This window comes from Streptomyces sp. A0592, assembly GCF_004795115.1.
Lineage (GTDB): Bacteria > Actinomycetota > Actinomycetes > Streptomycetales > Streptomycetaceae > Streptomyces > Streptomyces erythrochromogenes.
The window spans coordinates 199,217-218,005 of the sequence record NZ_SSBM01000011.1 but is presented as its reverse complement, the minus strand read 5'-3'; the positions used below and the strand labels follow the sequence as shown (position 1 = coordinate 218,005).

At 74.2% G+C, this 18,789-nt stretch carries 11 protein-coding genes; 4 read left to right on the top strand and 7 right to left on the bottom strand.

Going from position 1 to position 18,789, the window contains the following annotated elements; translation table 11 throughout:
• Positions 1-43: 43 nt before the first annotated feature.
• Together E6U81_RS18545 and E6U81_RS18540 are read left to right on the top strand one after the other, a co-directional pair.
• Positions 44-7,270: a non-ribosomal peptide synthetase gene (locus tag E6U81_RS18545; protein WP_240803891.1), complete on the top strand. Its 7,227-nt coding sequence runs from the start codon at positions 44-46 to the stop codon at positions 7,268-7,270.
• Positions 7,267-8,547, top strand: a complete 1,281-nt coding sequence (locus E6U81_RS18540) for an MFS transporter (protein ID WP_136231197.1) — start codon at positions 7,267-7,269, stop codon at positions 8,545-8,547. The genes E6U81_RS18545 and E6U81_RS18540 overlap by 4 nt, the downstream gene beginning before the upstream one ends.
• Positions 8,548-8,647: 100 nt before the next feature.
• Here E6U81_RS18540 and E6U81_RS39875 read toward each other — a convergent pair whose 3' ends face one another.
• From E6U81_RS39875 to E6U81_RS18525, 4 genes are all read right to left on the bottom strand, one after another.
• Positions 8,648-8,791, bottom strand: a complete 144-nt coding sequence (locus E6U81_RS39875) for a hypothetical protein (protein WP_168714660.1) — start codon at positions 8,789-8,791, stop codon at positions 8,648-8,650.
• A gap of 345 nt (positions 8,792-9,136) precedes the next feature.
• Positions 9,137-12,679, bottom strand: coding sequence for a tetratricopeptide repeat protein (locus E6U81_RS18535; protein WP_136231196.1), 3,543 nt, complete (start codon positions 12,677-12,679; stop codon positions 9,137-9,139).
• The gene (locus E6U81_RS18530) at positions 12,657-13,052 is read right to left on the bottom strand and encodes a hypothetical protein (protein ID WP_136231195.1); all 396 of its coding nucleotides are present in this window, start codon (positions 13,050-13,052) and stop codon (positions 12,657-12,659) included. The genes E6U81_RS18535 and E6U81_RS18530 overlap by 23 nt, the downstream gene beginning before the upstream one ends.
• Before the next feature lie 534 nt (positions 13,053-13,586).
• Positions 13,587-15,023, bottom strand: a complete 1,437-nt coding sequence (locus E6U81_RS18525) for a glycosyltransferase family 87 protein (RefSeq protein ID WP_136231194.1) — start codon at positions 15,021-15,023, stop codon at positions 13,587-13,589.
• A 114-nt stretch (positions 15,024-15,137) separates the two neighbouring features.
• Here E6U81_RS18525 and E6U81_RS18520 point away from each other — a divergent pair, with 114 nt between their 5' ends.
• Positions 15,138-16,280, top strand: coding sequence for a molybdopterin-dependent oxidoreductase (locus E6U81_RS18520; protein WP_136231193.1), 1,143 nt, complete (start codon positions 15,138-15,140; stop codon positions 16,278-16,280).
• A gap of 14 nt (positions 16,281-16,294) precedes the next feature.
• The gene (locus E6U81_RS18515; protein WP_240803890.1) at positions 16,295-16,693 is read left to right on the top strand and encodes a hypothetical protein; all 399 of its coding nucleotides are present in this window, start codon (positions 16,295-16,297) and stop codon (positions 16,691-16,693) included.
• A gap of 85 nt (positions 16,694-16,778) precedes the next feature.
• Here E6U81_RS18515 and E6U81_RS18510 read toward each other — a convergent pair whose 3' ends face one another.
• From E6U81_RS18510 to E6U81_RS18500, 3 genes are read right to left on the bottom strand one after another with little or no spacing between them, the layout of a single operon-like run.
• Positions 16,779-17,438, bottom strand: a complete 660-nt coding sequence (locus E6U81_RS18510; RefSeq protein ID WP_136231191.1) for a methyltransferase domain-containing protein — start codon at positions 17,436-17,438, stop codon at positions 16,779-16,781.
• Positions 17,435-18,055, bottom strand: coding sequence for a DUF2064 domain-containing protein (locus tag E6U81_RS18505; RefSeq protein WP_136231190.1), 621 nt, complete (start codon positions 18,053-18,055; stop codon positions 17,435-17,437). Before E6U81_RS18505 ends, E6U81_RS18510 begins: the two co-directional genes overlap by 4 nt.
• Positions 18,052-18,765 (bottom strand): glycosyltransferase family 2 protein, encoded by a 714-nt coding sequence (locus tag E6U81_RS18500; RefSeq protein WP_136231189.1) that lies wholly within the window; start codon positions 18,763-18,765, stop codon positions 18,052-18,054. Before E6U81_RS18500 ends, E6U81_RS18505 begins: the two co-directional genes overlap by 4 nt.
• Positions 18,766-18,789 lie beyond the last annotated feature (24 nt).

Below are 18,789 nucleotides of genomic sequence, written 5' to 3'. Positions count from 1 at the left end.
GTCCCCCCGCCCCCGCACCACCCCGCACGCCCCCGGAGGTCCTGTGTTTCCCGTTTCGTTCGCCCAGCGGCGGCTGTGGTTCCTCAACCAGCTCGGCGAGACCGGCGCCGCGTACAACTGCCCGCTCACCACCCGGCTGCGTGGTCCGCTGGACCCGCGGGCGCTGGCCGCGGCCCTCGCCGATCTGACCGGGCGGCACGAGGTGCTGCGGACGGTCTTCCCCGAGGTGGACGGCGAGCCCGTGCAGCAGATCACCGACGGGGCGCCGGAGCTGCCCGTCGTCCGCCCCGGCGAGGCGGGACTCGCCGACGCACTGGCCGCCGAGGCCGGGCACGTCTTCGACCTCACCGCCGAACTCCCGCTGCGGGCACGCCTCTTCGCCCTGGGCGACGAGGAGTGGGTGCTGGCGCTGGTGATCCACCACATCGCCACCGACGGATGGTCCTGGGGGCCGCTCCTGGCCGACCTGGCCACCGCCTACGCCGCCCGGTGCGCGGGCGGGGCGCCCGCCTTCGAGCCGCTGCCGGTGCAGTACCGGGACTACACGCTGTGGCAGCGGGAGCTGCTGGGTGCGGAGGACGACCCGGAGAGCCTGCTCGCCGGTCAACTCGCCTTCTGGACGCGGGAACTGTCCGGGTCCCCGACCGAACTGGCCCTGCCCGCCGACCGGCCGCGCCCCGCGGTGGCGAGCTTCGCGGGCGGCTCCGTCCCTGTCCAGCTGGACGCGGAGCTGCACGGACGGCTGCTGGAACTGGCCCGGCAGCACGGCTGCACCCTCTTCATGATCCTCCAGGCCGGCCTGGCCGTGCTCCTCTCCCGCCTCGGGGCCGGCACCGACATACCCATCGGGACCGTCGTCGCGGGCCGCACGGACGAGGCCCTCGACAATCTCGTCGGCTTCTTCGTCAACACCCTCGTCCTGCGCACCGACCTCTCCGGCGACCCGGCCTTCACCGAGCTCCTGGAGCGGGTCCGGGAGAGCGACCTCGCCGCCTTCGAGCACCAGGACGTGCCCTTCGAGCAGGTCGTCGAGGCGGTCAACCCCGAGCGGTCCCTCGCCCGCCACCCCCTCTTCCAGGTGATGATGACCCTGGACAGCGGCGAGGGCCCCGCCTTCGCCCTGCCCGGCCTGGAGTGCGCGGAGCAGTCCGCCGCCTGGGACGTCGCCAAGTTCGACCTGACCGTGGACTTCCAGGAGCGGTGGGACTCGGGCGGCGCCCCGGCCGGGATCGGCGGAGCCCTGGAGTACGCGACGGACCTGTTCGACCGGGCCACCGCCGAGGACCTCGCGGCCGCCCTCGCCCGGGTGCTGGAGCGCCTCGCCGCCGACCCCGCCGCCCCGGTCGGGCAGGCCGACCCGCTCTCTGCCGAGCAGCGTGCGCTGGTCCTGTCCGGGTGGAACGACACGGCCGCGCCGGTGCCCGCGGGGACCCTGCCCGAACTGTTCGAGGAGCGGGCCGCCCACACCCCCGGCGCGACCGCCCTGGTCTTCCGGGACACCGCGCTGACCTTCGCCGAGCTCGACGCCCGCGCCGACGCGCTGGCGCACCGGCTCGCCGGGCACGGGGTCGGCCCGGAGCACCTGGTGGCCCTGGCGCTGCCCCGGTCCGCCGAATCCGTCGTGGCGCTGCTCGCGGTGCTCAAGGCGGGCGCCGCCTTCGTCCCCGTCGACACCGACTACCCGGCCGAGCGGATCGCCCGGCTGCTGGGCACCGCGAGCACCGTCGTCACCGACGCCGCGACCGCCCCTGGGCTCCCGGACACCGGCGCCGTCCGCGTCCTCGTCGACGCGCCGGGCCCGGTCCCGGCGGGCGGCGCCGGTCCCGTCCCGGGCCGCCGGATCCTGCCCGGCCATGCCGCGTACGTCATCCACACCTCGGGGTCGACCGGCGATCCCAAGGGCGTCGTCATCGACCACGCGGGGCTGCGCAACCTCTACGCCTTCCACCGGGCCGGGGTCATCGCCCGCGCGGAGCAGCTGCACGGCGGGCGCCGGATGCGCATGGCGCTGACGGCCGCGCTGTCCTTCGACACCTCGTGGGAGGGGCTGCTGTGGATGGTGGCCGGCCACGAGCTCCACCTCGTCGACGACGACACCCGCCGCGACGCGGCCGCGCTGGTCCGGCACATCGCCCGCGCCGGCATCGACGCCCTGGACGTCACCCCGACCTACGCCGAACAGCTCGTCGAGGAGGGCCTGCTGGACGATCCCGCGCACCGGCCCAAGGTGCTGCTGCTGGGCGGCGAGGCGGCGGGCGCGGCCCTGTGGACGCGGGTCCGGGCCGCAGACGGGATGCTCTGCCACAACCTGTACGGGCCCACCGAGTGCAGCGTCGACACCCTGTGGTGGGACGCCGCCCTCAGCGAGGAGCCGCTCGTGGGCCGCCCGCTGGCCAACACCCGGGCGTACGTTCTGGACGCCGGGCTGCGGCCCGTCGCCCCGGGCGTCCCGGGCGAGCTGTACCTGGCCGGACCGAGCCTGGCCCGCGGCTACCTGGACCGGCCCTCGCTCACCGCGGGCCGCTTCGTGGCCTGCCCGTTCGAGGACGGGGCCCGTATGTACCGCACGGGCGACCTCGTCCGCTGGGACCGCGAGGGCCGCATCGACTACCTCGGCCGCGCCGACGACCAGGTCAAGATCCGCGGCTTCCGCATCGAACCCGGCGAGATCGAGGCGTCCTTGCGGGCCTGCCCGGAGGTGGCGCAGGCCGCGGTGCTCGCCCGGGACGGCGGGCCCGCCGGGAAGCGCCTCGTGGCGTACGTGGTGGCGGCCGCGGGCCGCAGCCCCGAACCGGGCGCACTGCGCGGATGGCTCGCCGCACGACTGCCGGACCACATGGTGCCCTCGGCCTTCGTGGTCCTGGATGTCTTCCCGATGAACCGGAACGGCAAGCTGGACCGGGCGGCGCTGCCCGCGCCGGACTTCGGCGCGCTGCTCTCCTCCCGCGCCCCGCGCGGGCCCCGCGAGGAGCTCCTGGCGGAGCTGTTCGCGCAGGTGCTGGGGCTGCCGTCGGTGGGCGCCGAGGACAGCTTCTTCGAGCTGGGCGGCCATTCACTGCTGGCGACCCGGCTGCTCTCGCGGATCCGGGCCGTCCTGGGCGGCGACCTGGGCATCCGCCAGCTGTTCCGGCACCCGACGGTGGCCGGGCTGGCCGCCTGCCTGGCGCAGGACTCCGCGGCCGGGGCGGCCCCCCGTCCGGCCCTGACCGCGGCGGCGGAGCGGCCCGAGGCCCCGCCGCTGTCGGCAGCCCAGCGCCGGCTGTGGTTCCTGAGCCGGGCGGGCCAGTCCGCGGGCTACCACTGCCCGTTCGCGCTGCGGCTGCGCGGCCCGCTGGACACCTCGGCGCTGGCCGCGGCCCTGGGCGACGTCACCGACCGCCACGAGGCCCTGCGCACGGTGTTCCCGGAGGCGGCGGGCGAGCCGTACCAGCGGGTGCTGCCGGCCGGCGGCGGCGCGCCCCTGGACCTGCTGGAGTGCGGTCCGGAGGGAACCGCCGCGGCCCTCGACGCGCTGCTGGCCGTCCCGTTCGACCTGGCCGCGCGGCCCCCCGTACGGGCGGCGCTGCTCGCGGCCGGGCCCCAGGAGTGGGTGCTGGCCCTCGTGGTGCACCACATCGCGCTCGACGGGTGGTCCTGGGGGCCGCTGTTCCGAGACCTGTCCGAGGCCTACGCCTCCCGGTGCGCGGGCGCCGCGCCCGTTTTCGAACCGCTGCCGGTGCAGTACGCCGACTACACGCTGTGGCAGCGGGAGCTGCTCGGCGCGGAGGACGACCCCGCGAGCCCGCTCTCCCGCCAACTCGCCTTCTGGGCCGACGCACTGGCCGGGGCGCCCGCCGAACTGGCCCTGCCCTACGACCGGCCGCGCCCGGCGGTGGCGGACTTCGCGGGCGGCTCCGTCCCCGTCGGCCTGGACGCCGAGCTGCACGGACGGCTGCTGGAACTGGCCCGGCAGTACGGCTGCACCCTCTTCATGGTGGTGCAGGCGGCGCTGGCCGTGACGCTGTCCCGGCTCGGCGCGGGGACCGACGTACCGATCGGGACGCCCGTCGCGGGCCGTACGGACGAGGCCCTGGACGACCTGGTCGGCTTCTTCGTCAACACCCTCGTCCTGCGCACCGACGTGTCGGGCGATCCGACCTTCGCCGAACTCCTGGGCCGGGTCCGGGAGAGCGACCTCGCCGCGTACGAACACCAGGACGTGCCCTTCGAGCGGGTCGTTGAGGCGGTCAACCCCGAGCGGTCCCTCGCCCGCCACCCCCTCTTCCAGGTGCTGCTCCAAGTGCAGGACGGCGCGGACGGGACGCTCGCGCTGCCCGGCCTCGACGTCCGCCCCGAGCCGTTCCGCTTCGACGTCGCCCAGTTCGACCTGACGCTGGACGTCCAGGAGCTCCGGGACGCCGAGGGCCGCCCCGCCGGGATCTCGGGCTTCCTGGAGTACGCGGCCGAGCTGTTCGACCACGCCACCGCCGAAGACCTCGCCGCCGCCCTGGTACGGATGGTGCGGCTGCTGGCGGCGGCGCCGGAGCTGCCGGTCGGGGCCGCCGACCCGCTGACCCCCGCGGCCCGCCGACGGGTGCTGAAGGAGTGGAACGACACCGCGCTGCCGGTGCCCGACGCCACCGTGCCCGAGCTGTTCGCGGCGCAGGCCGCCCGCACCCCGGACGCGACCGCGCTGGTGCACGGCGCGGAGCGGATCGGCTTCGCCGAGCTCGACGCCTGGTCCGACCGGCTCGCCCGGTGTCTCGTCCGGGACGGGGCGGGCCCGGAGCGGGTGGTGGCCATCGCCCTGCCGCGCTCCCCGGCGGCGGTGGCCGCGATCCTGGCCGTCCTCAAGTCCGGTGCGGCGTTCGTCCTGGTGGACACCGGCCACCCGGCCGAACGGATCGCCCGCATGCTGGCCGACTCCGCCCCGGCGCTGGTGGTCACGGACTCCGCGACCGCACCGCTGCTGCCGCTCGCGGAGCCGGCACGGGTCCCGCTCGTCCTCACCGACGAGGTGGACGACGAGAACGAGGCCGTCGCCGCCGGGCCCGGTACCGGGCCGCTGCGGCGGCCCCGGCCGGGCGACGCCGCGTACGTCGTGTACACCTCGGGGTCCACGGGCCGCCCCAAGGGCGTCGTCGTCGACCACGCCGCGCTGTGCAACCTGTACGCCTTCCACCGCGCCCACACCATGGCCGAGGCGGAACGCACCTGTGCCGGACGGCAGTTGCGGGTGGCGCTGGTGGCGTCGCTGTCCTTCGACGCCTCCTGGGACGCCCTGATGTGGATGCTGGCCGGGCACGAACTCCACCTGATCGGCGACGCCGTGCGCCGCGACTGCGCCGCCCTCGTCCGGCACGTCGCCGACGCCGCCCTCGACGTCGTCGACACCACGCCGACGCACGCCGAGCAGCTGATCGAGGAGGGCCTGCTCGACGCCCCGCCGCGGCTGCTGCTGATCGGCGGGGAGGCCGCGGGCGAGGGCCTGTGGAGCCGGCTGCGCGCCACGGAGGGGATGCTCGCCTACAACCTGTACGGACCCACCGAGTGCACGGTCGACGCCCTGTGGTGGGACACCGCACGCAGCGAGCGCCCGCTCATCGGCTCTCCCGTCGCCAACACCCGCGCCTACGTGCTCGATGCGGCGCTGCGCCCGGTGGCGCCGGGCGTGCCCGGCGAGCTGTACCTGGCGGGTGCCGGACTGGCGCGGGGCTACCTGGACCGGCCCTCGCTCACCGCGGGCCGCTTCGTGGCCTGCCCGTTCGAGGACGGGGCCCGCATGTACCGCACGGGCGACCTCGTCCGCCGGGACCGCGAGGGCCGCATCGACTACCTCGGCCGCGCCGACGACCAGGTCAAGATCCGCGGCTTCCGCATCGAACCCGGCGAGATCGAGGCCGCGCTCGCGGCGGCGCCCGGGGTGGACCGGGCCGCGGTGACCGTACGGGAGGACGGCCCCGGCGGTGCGAAGCGGCTGGTCGGGTACGTGGTCCCGGCCCCCGGCGGCGACGGCGGCACGGGCTCCGCGGTGGACGCGGCGGACCTGCGCGCCCATCTGGCGGGGACGCTCCCGGCGCACATGGTGCCGTCGGCGTTCGTCGTGCTCGACGCCTTCCCGCGGACCCCGAACGACAAGCTCGACCGGGCCGCGCTGCCCGCGCCGGAGCCCGGCGCGGGCGGGGACTGCCGGGTGCGCCGGGCGCCGCGCGGCCGGCGGGAGGAGGTCCTGGCGGGCCTGTTCGCCGACGTGCTGGGGCTGCCCGCCGACGCCGTCGGCCCGGACGACGGCTTCTTCGACCTGGGCGGCCACTCCCTGCTGGCGGCCCGGCTGATGGCCCGGGTGCGCGAGGCCCTGGACACGGAGCTCGGGGTCCAGGACCTGTTCGCCGCGCCCACGGTCGCCGGGCTCGCCGCCCGCTCCGGCGGCGCGGTTCTCGGCGGGGACGCGAACCCTCACGGGGATGCGGAGCAGCGCACGGATGCGGACCACCGTCCGGATGCGGACCCGCTGGCGCCGATGGTCACGCTGCGCACGGGGGCGCCGGGCGCGCCCGCCCTGTTCTGCGTCCACCCGGGCGCGGGCACCGGCTGGGTGTACCGGGGGCTGCTGGAGCACCTGGACCCGCGGCAGTCCGTGCACGCCCTGCAGTCGCGGGCTCTGCGCGATCCGGGGGCCCGGCCCGGGAGCGTGGCGGAGATGGCCGCGCAGTACGCGGCGCTGATCCGCGCAGTCCAGCCGCACGGCCCGTACCACCTGCTGGGCTGGTCCTTCGGGGCGGTGGTCGCGCACGAGGTGGCCGTGACGCTCCAGCGGGACGGCGAGGAGGTGGCCGGACTCACCCTGCTGGACGGGTATCCGGCGGCCACCGGCGAGACGGCGGCCCCGGCCGCGGACCCGCTGCGCGACCTGCTGGAATCGCTCGGCTACCCGCCCCTGGAGGAGTGCGGCGCGGCCGGAGGGGGTCCGCTGACCCTCGCCGAGCTGGTGGCGGCCGCCGAGGAGGGCCCGCTGTCCGTCTTCGACGGAGAGACCGTCGCCGCCCTGGGCGAGGCCTACGTCCACCACGACCGGCTGGCCGCCGCCCACCGTCCCGGGGTGTTCCGGGGTGGGGTGACGCTGGCCGCCGCCGCCCACGAGCCGGACGCGCCCGGGCCGCGGGTGTGGGAGCCGTACGCCACCGGCCCGGTCGCCCACCACGAAGTACCCTGTGCGCACGGCGAGATGATGGCTCCCAAGCCGGCCGCCGAGATCGCCGCGCTGCTGGGCCGGGGCACGGTGGGCCGGTGAGCGCCGGTCGCGGCGCGCTGCGCCGCCGGGACTTCCGGCTGCTGTGGGCGGGCGAGTCCGTGAGCCAGTTCGGGAGCGCGGCCACCCGGGTGCTGCTGCCGCTGATCGCGGTGGACACGCTGGACGCGGGGCCCTTGACCATGGGGGTGCTGGGCGCCGTGGCCTGGGTGCCGTGGCTGCTGTTCGGGCTGCCCGTGGGGGCGTGGACCGACCGGATGCGCCGCCGGCCGGTGATGATCGTGTGCAACGCGGTGTCGGCGCTGCTGCTGCTGTCGCTGACCGCGACGGTCTGGCTGAACGTCCTGACGACCTCTCAGCTGATGCTGGTGGCGGTCCTGTCGGGCACCGCCGACGTCTTCTTCCGGGCCGCCTACAGCGCGTACCTGCCGACCGTGCTGCCGCACGAGGAGCTCGCCGACGGCAACGCCCGGCTCCAGACCAGCGAATCCGTCGCGGAGGTCGTCGCACCGGGGGCGGGCGGGGCGCTGGCCCAGGCCGGGGGCGCGGCCGCCGGTTTCCTCGCCGACGGGCTGAGCTTCCTGGTCTCGGCGGCGCTGCTGCTGCGGATCCGGACCCCGGAGGGCCCGCCGGGCGGCGAGGAACGCGCCATCTCTCAAAGGTCGTTGGTCAAGGAGATCCGCGCGGGCGTGGCCTTCCTCGTTCGGGACCCGTTCCTGCGGACGATCCTGCTGTGCGACGCTGCGATGAACCTCTTCCTGGCCGGGGCGCAGTCCCTGTCGATCCTGTTCCTGAGCCGGACGGTGGGCGCGCCGGGCGCGCTGATCGGTGTCCTGATCGCCCTGGCCGGGCTGGGCGGGGTCCTCGGCGCGGTGGTCTCGCCGCGCCTGACCCGCCGGTTCGGTACGGCCCGGGCGGTCCTGCTGTGCGCCTTCTGCGGGGGTCCGTTCGGGCTGCTGATCCCGCTCACCACGGACGGGGTGGGGCTGCTGGCCTTCCTGGTCGGGGAGTTCTTCCTGATGACCGGGGTGGTCGCCGGGAACGTCATCATCGTCAGCTTCCGGCAGGCGTACTGCCCGCCGGACATGCTGGGCCGGGTCGGCTCCACCATCCGCTTCGTGATGTACGGGACGATCCCCGTCGGCAGCCTCCTCGGCGGCGCCCTCGGCACCCTCCTCGGCGAACGCGACGCCCTGTGGCTCCTCTACGGCGGCAACGCGCTGTGCGCGCTGCTCCTCCTGACGGGCCCGCTCCGCGCCGCCCAGGACCTCCCGAAGGCACCGGAACCGACCAGGGAGGAGCACGAAGCCACCCCGTGAGCGACCCGGACCCTCCCCCACGCGCCACATCCGAGCAGTGACGCCGGTGCGGCACCCGGCCACGGGGCCGCCCACTCGGGCAGGCCGGGACATCCGTCCGTCAGACGGGGGCCATGAGCGCGAGCAGTGCCCGGATCCCGGCCACCCGGGGGTGGCAGGGATGGAGGTGGCGTTCGCAAGCGGTCAGCGCCCGCCGGGCCTCTTCCCCCGCCTCGTCATGGCGGCCCAGGGCGTGCAGGGCCACGGCGGTGGCCAGTTCCTGCGCGCCGGCGTAGGCGGGGAACAGTCGGGAGAGCGCCGGTGGGGCTCGGCCAGGCCCCCTCGTGAGGCCCTGGTCCGACAGGCAACTCGGCGAGCACCGCCGCCCCGCGCCCGTGATCGACCGCCGCCAGCGCCGCTTAGTACCTGCCCTCCCAGCCGGTCCGAGGCCACCTGTCGTGCCGCCCCACACCCGACTCCGCACCCTCATGAACAGAGAGATTACGGTCCCGCTCGAACCAGCCTGCGGGCGCGGTCAGTCGAAAATGCCGGCGCACGGACGAGCGGGGCCGTCCATGAGGACGTAGGCGTCCAAGAACGGAGCCGAGGCTCACGGGGTGGCCGTGATGTACGCGTGGACGGAAGCGGGGAGCTCGCTGCCTGTCACGGTGGTCCACGTACGGGACAGGGCGTCGAGACCGAGTGCGGCGGCGAGGCGGCGCAGGTGTTCCGCTCCCGGTCCCGCGCCGGGGTTGGGGAAATCGTCGAACTGCGTCACGCACCGCACCACGTGTTCCAAGGCCGCCGGGAGGTCGTCCTCCTTCTCGGCCAGCGCCCCGAGCGCACCGTGGCTCGTGGCTGTGCCAGGCCTGTTGTCGGTCTCCTGGAAGTCGGCGAGGGCCTTTCGATACCAGGACTCGGCCTCCCGGTACCGGTGGCGCGCCTCGGCTAGTCGTCCCAGGGCGTGGTGTGTCGTACCGAGTGAGGAACGGTTGGCGGTGGCGCTGAAGGCAGGAATGCTGCGGCGGAACCACCCTTCGGCCTCGTCCCAGCGCTCCCGCTGCTGGGCCAGTTCACCGAGAATGTAATCGATGCCGGCGGCTCCCTCACGGTCGCCCAGTTCCTCCCGTATGACGAGGGCATCGCGGTACAGCCGCTCGGCGGTGTCAAGGTCGCCCCGATAGTGGGCGGACTCTCCGAGCGCGAGCATCGCGGCCGCCTGGCCGGGCCGGTCCTGCAGGGCCCGACGTATCGCCAGCGCTGCGTGGTAATGCTCTTCGGCCACGTCCCAGCGCCGGCGCATCCACGCCACCCATCCGAGTTTCTGACGCGCAGTTGCAGTGCCGCCCTGGTCCTCGGCGGCTTCGCTCTGGGCCCGGGCGTGGTCGTACCAGCGGTCGGCGTCGTCCCAGTGCCCTTCGGCTACCGCGATGTCTCCGAAGGAGAGATGGATGGCTGCAACGCTCTGCTGGTGTCCGAGACCGTGAGCGGTGGTGAGCGCCCGGTCCAGCCACTTCCTGGCCTCGTCGGTGCGTCCCGCCTGGATGTGGATCCTGCCGAGTTCGTAGGAGATGACGGCCATGAGGCGGCGGCTCTGCTCGTCGTCCGGCTGGTCGAGCAGCAGGGCGTACGCCCGGTGGTAGAGACCCTCGGAAGCGGCAAAGTCCGCCAGTGGCTGGGAGGTCAGCTCGGCGATGACGAAGAGCAGCCAGAGTCCGATGCCCTCCTCAGGGGTCCGGGGCGGGTTGCCCTCGTCGTCCTCCACAGCCAGCCGGACCCGGTCGGCCCAGTGTCGCGTTGCCTCGGTTCGGCCTGTGCGGGTCCATTCGGCGTGCAGCAGCCGACCGAGCTGCTGTGCGGCCGGCCACCACTGTTCGTCGAGGGCGCTGCGGAGCGCGTGGATGAAGTTCGGCGTGTGGAGCACCGCAACCACGTATCCGGTCACCGCGTTGCCCGACTCGATCTGCCTGTAAGCCCAGCTGGCCAGGCTCGCCATGGCATGGACCAAGGAGTGCTGTGCGGCGCGCAGTTCCATGTCGAAGTCGACGCCGTCGACGGCTGCGTCGGCTCGCCACTGGTGGTGGAAGTGTGCGGGCAGTGCGGGGTGCAGCCGGTACATTCCGCCGGCGAGTGGGATGAGCAGCCCGGCGCGGGCGGCTTCGTCCAGGGAGGCCGTCCACTGGTCGTGTGTGATGCGGTGGAAGCGTCCGGAGGCCTCGGCTGTGGACATGAGGGCAAGGACGTCGGTGTCGATGACGGCGTGGCACAGGGCGGTCGCCGCGAGGAGGCTGCGGGTGCGGGCGGTCAGCCGCGCGGTGGAGTAGGTAAGGCTCGCGGCCAGTGAACCGGTGCGGCCCGTGCCGTATCCCGTGGGCAGAGCGGTGGCGCCACGCAGCCCGGCGAGGAGGGTATCGGCGTCGGTGGTGTCCAGGTGGGGCAGGACGATTCGCATGGTCAAGGGGTGGCCGTCGAGCCATGTGAGGAGCTCGGCGAAGCCGGGAGCGGTGCGTCGGGGGAGGGCATCGGGGTAGGGGGCGAGGAGTTCGTCGATGTAGGCAGAACTCTCTTCGGGGGACAGTCCGGTCAGTTCGATCCGGCGGAGCTCGCCGAGGCGGCTTTCCGGGGTGCGGCTTGTCATCAGCACGACGCTGGAGCCGAGGTCGCCGAGGAACTCCGCGATGCCGGAGAGGTCCTTGTCCTCGAGTACCTCGACGTTGTCCCAGAGCAGCAGCAGCCGTTCACGATGCATCAGTTGACGGACCATGGTGCTCCGCCGGGTCTCGTCCGCGGCGGCGAAGGGGGCACCGAGGACGCTCATCCCGATGCCCGATACCACCGCAGATGCCCCGAGGGCGGGCATCCCGGGTTCGAAGGTGTGCCATACGACGTGCTCGGGCGCCCGGACCCCGCCCGTGTCACGCCACCAGCGGCCGAATGCTTTTGCCAGCTCCGTTTTCCCTGTCCCGGCTGAACCGTGCAGCAGGATCGCGGGGCAGGCGGCGGCCGATGCCTCCAGCTCGTGGAACTCGTGATCGCGTCCGACGAACGTTCCGACTGCTGCGAGCGGGTCCCTGCCGGGTGTGCTGGGGGCTGGGATGCCGAAGCGGGGGAAGCGCACCTCGGAGCGTGCATAGTGCACGGGTATGAGCCAGTCCTGCAAGGGGATACGTCCCGTGGGGCCGGGGCGGTCCGGGTGGCGGGCCATTCTGGCGCGTCCGGCAACGACCGCATCGGACACGCTGCCGCCCGCGAAGAGGCGTGCGTAGAAGGCGGTCATGAACTGCGCGGCGGCTACCGCGTACACGGTGTAGGCCATGGCCACGACGGCGACGACGCCGTCGGAGACGAGTCTGGTCGCGATGGCCGTCTCCAGGGCAGAACTCACCGCACCCGACTGGCACGCGTTGAGCACGACGACGGGGACTCTCGCGTCGGCGAGCACCCGCGCCACCTGCGAGGTGCGGACGCGCTCCGCGCCGACACCCGGCTTCTCGAAAAGGAGCACCGCCTCGTCGGCGAGTTCACCGTGGCAGTCCAGGTGAACGACCTGGAAGGGCCGTCCCTCCTCCGCGGCAGCGGCCAGGGCGTCGGCGAGGCCGTCCAGTGTCGGAGGCCTGACGACGACCACCTCGACGGTGCCCCCGTCGACAGCGGCAAGGACAGGCCGGGCGATCGTACGGAAGGCCACATCGCGTGCCCCGGACGGGCGGGAGATCACCATCAGCACCCGCAGCCGTGGCCCGGTCACGCCGAAGCCGGGGATGCTGTCAGCCGTGTCCAGCATCCGGGTGAAGCGCACACCGTCCAGCGCGAGCGGGGTCGGGCGCGAAGGATCGGCCATCAGCTCCCAGGGAAGACCCAGCCACGCCGCGCTGCTGGAACGCAGTTCCAGCAGGGGAGACGGCGAGGCGCGCCACGTCCGGTAGCGGTCGGAGGCAGTGCCGAAGGCGGCGGTGAACAGCGCCCGACCCCATTCGGTCAGCCTGGCCGTGATCCGTCGGCCCCGCTCGGCGTACTCGCCGAACGGGGCACGCGGATAGTCCTCCAGATACCAGCGCAGATCGGCCGGTCCGGTTTCGCCGAGGAGTGCGAAGTCGTCGTCGGCAGGGACGACGACGGCCCGTCCGGGTTCAGGGAAGCTGACCTGTGCCACGCTGCCCCTGGCCGTCCTCCTCCTGGCTGGTGCTCTCGCGCACGACCTGCTCCACGACTGCCTCGATGATCGCGTCCCGTTCCGCGGCGGACACGGTCCCGTTCCCGTCCAGCTCGATCCGGATGCGCCGTGTCAGGACCTCGCGACGCAGTTCGGCCCCGCGCTTGCGCAGGTCCTGGGTGACGACCCAGCCCGAAGTGGCGACGGTGACGATGAGCGAGGCGAGCGCAACGGGGTCGAGGTAGCTGTGCGTGCCACCGTCGGTGGAGTGGAGCCGGGCCAGGACGTCCGTGCGCAGGCCGTCGCCGCCTCCCACGCGTTCCACGGCCGCCAGTGCGGCCCGCTGTACGGCTTCTGCGGGAATCTCAGCCATCCGTCACACGCCCTCCTCACGCCGACTCGACCACCGCACGATATTCGAGCCCGGTGGCCGCCCGTGTGGTGTTTCCGGGATTCCTGGCAGGCCTCCTGCCGTGCGCGCGCAGCCGTCCGCGTGTGGGACGAGGGCCGCCGGCAGCGGTCCGGCCGTCGGGGCAGAGCCCACGGTGCGCTCACCTCGATCCGCTTCCGCCGCCCGGACCCCTGGTGAACGGCGCGTCCCGCGCGACGGCCGCTTCACTGAAGGGCGCAGGACGCCGAAGTGACGGACCTGGTGACACTGGGCAGTTGCGACGAGTGGAACGTGATCCGTTGTGTGTGGCCACCACGTCAAGGCCGGCGCAAGCGGCTCAACGCCACGGCGCGCGCCCACGGCCGAGGTGGGTGGGCCGGTCGTCGTGGCCGCCCCGGGACGGCCGGGGCGGCCAGCGGCCCGTTCAGGGGCAGTTGGACATGGTGTCGCCGGTGTCCCGGGTGTACGAGTCGTGGGCGAGGCCTCAGTCCAGGGTGTCGTTGCCCTCGTCGCCGTTCAGAGTGGTGGGACAGCGCCTTGCTGTGACGTCGTGGCCTGGTGGGCGACCGGCTGAGCTCCGGTTCGTCGCCGGATCCGGCTCATTGCGAGGACGAGGGCGGCGGCAGCGCCGTAGGCGAGGTTGGTCAGTGCCGGCCCGTAGCCGAAGGTCGGGGCGAGGACGTAGACGGCGGCTCCTGCCAGGGGGACCCCGAGCCATTCCCAGCGTCCGTCCAGGGCCACGAGGGCGATGAGGAGCAGGGCGTACCAGGAGTAGCCGGGGGTGAGGAGGAGGAAGGCCCAGCCGGTGACCAGCAGGGCGCCGCTCCAGGGGCGCCGCGGATCACCCCGGCGCATGACGTACAGGGAAACGGCCGCGACGATGACGAGCAGGACGGGGAAGGCCCAGCTGTCGGGCAGGACCATGCGCAGGAGGGAGTAGCGGGACCCGGCCGAGGGGTCGTCGTAGCCCTCCTCCTCGACGTAGCCGCTGAGGTAGCCGAAGACGGAGCCGCGCGAGAGGAGGACGTACGGGAGGTAGACGAGGATGACGAAGGCCGTGGCGGGCAGCACTACCGCGGCCGCGTCGCGGACGCGCCGGACTCCGGACAGCGCACCGGGAAGGACGACGGCGGGCATCAGCTTGGTGGCGATGGCGGCGCCGATCAGCGCACCGCCCACTGCCCGCCGGGGCAGGACCCGGGAGGCGACGAGGCCGAGTCCGGCGACTGCGAGGAGCACGCCCAGTACGTCGATGTGGGCGTTGTTGACCGCTTCCAGGGGGACGGCCGGGCACCAGGCCCAGTACGCGGCCTTGCGGAGGTCGTCGCCGCGCCGTCGCAGGACCAGGAGGGTCAGGCCCGTGACGCCGAGCGAGGTCAGGGCGGCGCCGATCTGCAGTGGCTTGTGCCGGGAGCCGGCGGGCGAGAGGCGGTCGACGGCCAGGAAGTAGGCCTCGGCGACGGGTGGGTAGATGGTGTGGACGGCGGGCCTGTTGATGCGGGTGCAGCGGGACGTGCCGTCGGCGTGGGGAATCGGGGCGAGGTCGGGGCCCTGGCAGGCGACGCCGGCGGGGAACAGCCAGGGGTCGCGAAGCCGGGCGAGCGCCGGGGCCTGCGGGGTGTGGTCGTACGGGGAGATGCCGGCGGACTGGACGCGGCCGTCCCAGGCGTAGCGGTACGAGTCGGTGCTGGTCCGGGGCGGCCCGAAGAGCCCCGCCACCGTGGCGGCGAGGGCCCCCGCCCCGATCAGCCAGGCGACACGACGGGCCGGGACCCGGCGCAGCGCCGCGAGGGCGACGGCGAAGAGCGCCCAGCAGGCCGTGTACCGCCAGAACAGGCCGACGGGGTCACTGAAGTAGCCCCCGTGTCGGACGGTGAGTACGAGGGCTGCCGCGAGGGCGGCGAGGGTGAGGGCGGTGGTGGTGGTCGCGGTACGGGCGGGAACGGCTTTCACCTGGGGAAGCGTGGCAGGAACCGGCCCTCGGGCGATGGGTGGCGGCGCGGGCGTCCGTGTTTCGTAAGGTGTTCCGGCGCTCTGCTCGGGCCTCGGCGGGGGTGTGATGGAGGCATGCGTTTCACCCTGCCTCCGGGGCCGCCCGTGACGTTCAAGGCGCGCCTGCACGATGCCCGTACGGCGACTTCGATCGGCCGCTGGCTCGGCCTCGCCATGGCTGTCTGCTTCGCGACCGGTGTGTTGAGCCACTGCCTCCAGCACCCGCCGGGGTGGCTGGCCGACCGGCTGCCGAGCCGCCCGTACTGGGGCTATCGGCTCACCCAGGGACTCCACGTGGCCTCCGGGATCGCGGCGGTCCCGTTGCTGCCGGCGAAGCTGTGGGCGGTCTGTCCACGGCTGTTCGCGTGGCCGCCGGTGCGGTCCGTGCGGCACGCCCTGGAGCGGATCTCGGTGGCCGTCCTCGTCGCCGCCGCGCTGTTCGAACTGTTCACCGGTCTGCTGAACACCTTCCAGTGGTACCCGTGGCCCTTCAGCTTCGTCCCCGTGCACTACGCGGTCGCCTGGCTCCTGCTCGGCTCGCTGCTCCTGCACCTCGCCGTGCAGTGGCCGCGGATCCGGGACCACTTCACCCGCCGATCCGCCGGGACCCTGGCCCTGCCCGCGGCCGACGGGCCGGACCGGCGTGAGCTCCTCCTCGGCGTCGGCGCCGCGGTCGGTGCGGTGACGCTGACCACCGTCGGACAGTCCGTCAGCGTGCTGGGCTCCCTGGAACTGTTCGGTCCGCGCAGCCCCGACCACGGGCTCCAAGGGCTTCCCGTGAACCGGACGGCCGCCGCCGCGCGCGTCACCGGGGCCTCGCTGGCCGACTGGCGGCTGACCGTGGCCGGGCCGCAGCCGTTCACCCTGACCCTGGAGGAACTGCGCGCCATGCCCCAGCACGAGGTGACCCTGCCGATCGCCTGTGTCGAGGGCTGGAGCAAGTCCGCGCACTGGAGCGGGGTACGGGTCCGGGACCTGCTGGAGCGGGCGGGCGGGGATCCGCGCTCGCGGGCCCGGGTCGTCTCCCTCGAACAGGCCGGCGCCTACCGGCTGATGGAGATGGGCCGGCTCTACGCACAGGACCCGCTCACCCTGTTGGCACTGCGGCTGAACGGCGAGGTGCTGTCCCTCGACCACGGCTATCCGGCCCGGATCATCGCCCCGAACCGGCCCGGTGTGCTCCAGACCAAGTGGGTCGGCCGACTGGAGGTCGTGTGATGGGCCCGCGCCACGTGACAGGAACACTGGGGGTGCTGTGCGCGGTCTGGGGCGGGTGGCTGCTGCTCCAACAGCCGGAGCCGTGGCGGATCGCCGTGTGGCTCGGGGCAACGGTCCTGGTCCACGACGGGTTCGTCGTGCCGTTCGTCCTCGGTGTCGCCGCCCTCTGCGCCGCTGCGGGCCTGCGCCTGCGCGGGGTACCGCGTGCGGCCCTCGTTGTCGCGGGCTCCCTGACGGCGATCGCCCTTCCCCCGCTGTTGCGTCCCGGGAGCGTCGCCAACCCCACCGTCCTGCCGTTGGACTACCCGCGCAACTGGCTGCTGGCCATGGCGGCCGTCGCCCTGCTCACCGTCGCGCATGCCGCCGTACGGTCCCTGGTGCGCCGGGCCTCGCGCGCAAGCCGTCGGGAGTGACGCGCGCGAACAGAGCCGCCGGGGTGGGATCCGTACTGCTGCGGATTCCACCCCGGCGGCTCTTGCGTGCGTACGGGCCAGGCGGTCAGCGGGTCAGGTGGACGAAGTGCCGCCCCGCCGCCTGCCAGGTGCCGTACAACGTCCAGCCTGCGGTCTGCGCCGCGTCGCACAGGGCACGGGTGCCGAGCCGGGCCCACCAGAAGGAGGCTCCGCGGCCGCCGGCGCCGTCCTCGACGTGGACCTCGACGCGCTCGTCGACGTCGGCGGTGGCCGCCTCGGCCAACAGGGAACCGCCGGGCGCGGTCAGTTCGGCGGCCCGGCGCAGCAGGGCTCCGGGGTCGCCGCCGATGCCGATGTTGCCGTCCATGAGCAGGACCGTGCCCCAGTCCCCTTCGCGGGGCAGCGCGTCGAAGACGGAGCGGCACAGGGCGCTGCCTCCGGACCGCAGGGTACGGGCCACCGCCTCGGGTGTGACGTCCACGCCGAGGGCCGCGTGCCCGAGCCCGGCAAGTGCCGCGACCAGGCGGCCCGGTCCGCAGCCGATGTCGAGGACGGGCCCGGTGCACCGGGCGAGGACGGTGGCATCGGCCGCGTCGGGCTCGGCGCACCACCGCTCCACCTCCAGGGGCAGCAGCCAGCCGTCGTGCCGCCTGAGGTAGAGCGGTCCCTGGCCGGCTCGCAGGGCGTCGGCGTACGGATCGGCCTGCCAGGCGCGCGTGGCGGGCTCGGTGAGCTGGGCGGTCATCGCGTCACCGCGCACAGGCCGCAGTGCACGGCGGCGAAGCGGGTCCCGGGCGCGGCCGCCGCGACCCGCTCCGCGTCGGCGGGGGTGTCGACGTCGCACAGCTCGGGCAGGTCCCGTACGGCGAGCCCCGCAGCGGTCAGTCGGCGTCGCTGCTCCTCGCCTGTGTGCGGGACGGACATGGGGACGCCGAGCAGGAGGGCGGGGTCGGGGGCGGCGAGGCCCAGCGCCCAGAACCCTCCGTCGTCCGCGGGCCCGTACCGGGCGTCCGCCCCGGTGAAGTCGAGGCCGGCCGTGAGCAGGTCGGGGGTGACCTGCGGGGTGTCCATGCCGATCAGCAGAGCCGGTCCCTCGGCCAGGGCGAACGCGGCGGCCAGGCGGGCATCCAGGCCGCCGGCGCACTGCGGGACGACCTCGATACCGGGCGGGACCCAGGGGCCCGGCCGGCCGTCGAGGACCAGGACGCGCCGCGTGCACGGGGTGGCCAGAACCGCCGCGAGGGTGTCCTCGAGAGCGGCGCGGGCCAGGCCGGCGGCCTGCTCCGGGGTGAACCGCGTGGTCAGGCGTGTCTTCACCCGGCCCGGTACCGGTGCCTTGGCGATGACGAGGAGGGTGCTCATGCGGAGACTCCCTCAGCCGGTGCGGGACGGCCCGCCGATGGCTCGGCCAGGACCCGGCGCATGTCGCGGACGGCGTGCCAGGTCCCCCGCCAGGTGCCGGTGACCTTCGACTTCCCGGAGCGCGGCAAGTAGGGGACGTCGGTCTCGGCCACCCGCCAGCCCGCGTCGGCAGCCCGCACGACCATCTGGAGGGGGTAGCCGCTGCGCCTGTCGGTCAGTTGCAGGCCGAGCAGTGCCTCGCGGCGCGCCACGCGCATCGGACCGAGGTCGTGCAGCCGCAACCCGGTGCGGCGGCGCAGCATCCGGGACAGGGCGAAGTTGCCGACGCGGGCGTGGGCGGGCCAGGTGCCGCGTACCTGCGGTCGGCGGCGGCCGAGCAGCAGGTCGGCCTCACCGGCCGCGACCCGCTCGGCCATCGGAGCGAGCAGGCCGGGGTCCATGGAGGCGTCACAGTCGCAGAAGCAGACGAACTCGGCGCGCGCGGCCAGCAGTCCGGCATGGCAGGCGGCGCCGAAGCCGCGCCGGGGCTCGTGGACGACAGTGGCGCCCAGAGAGCGGGCGATGTCCGCCGAGCCGTCGGTGGAGCCGTTGTCGACGACGATGGCCCGCCACCCGGCCGGCACGCGTGCCAGTACCCAGGGCAGCGCCTCGGCTTCGTCGAGGCACGGAAGTACGAGGTCCGCGCGGGGCGGACAGTCTGAAGGAGTCACCCTCCACACCGTAGGAACCGGCAG

Coding starts and splice junctions, on each gene's coding strand:
- E6U81_RS18530 (WP_136231195.1), bottom strand. CDS start 13,052: ATGGCTGAGATTCCCGCAGAAGCCGTACAGCGGGCCGCACTGGCGGCC.
- E6U81_RS18520 (WP_136231193.1), top strand. CDS start 15,138: ATGCGTTTCACCCTGCCTCCGGGGCCGCCCGTGACGTTCAAGGCGCGC.
- E6U81_RS18510 (WP_136231191.1), bottom strand. CDS start 17,438: ATGACCGCCCAGCTCACCGAGCCCGCCACGCGCGCCTGGCAGGCCGAT.
- E6U81_RS18505 (WP_136231190.1), bottom strand. CDS start 18,055: ATGAGCACCCTCCTCGTCATCGCCAAGGCACCGGTACCGGGCCGGGTG.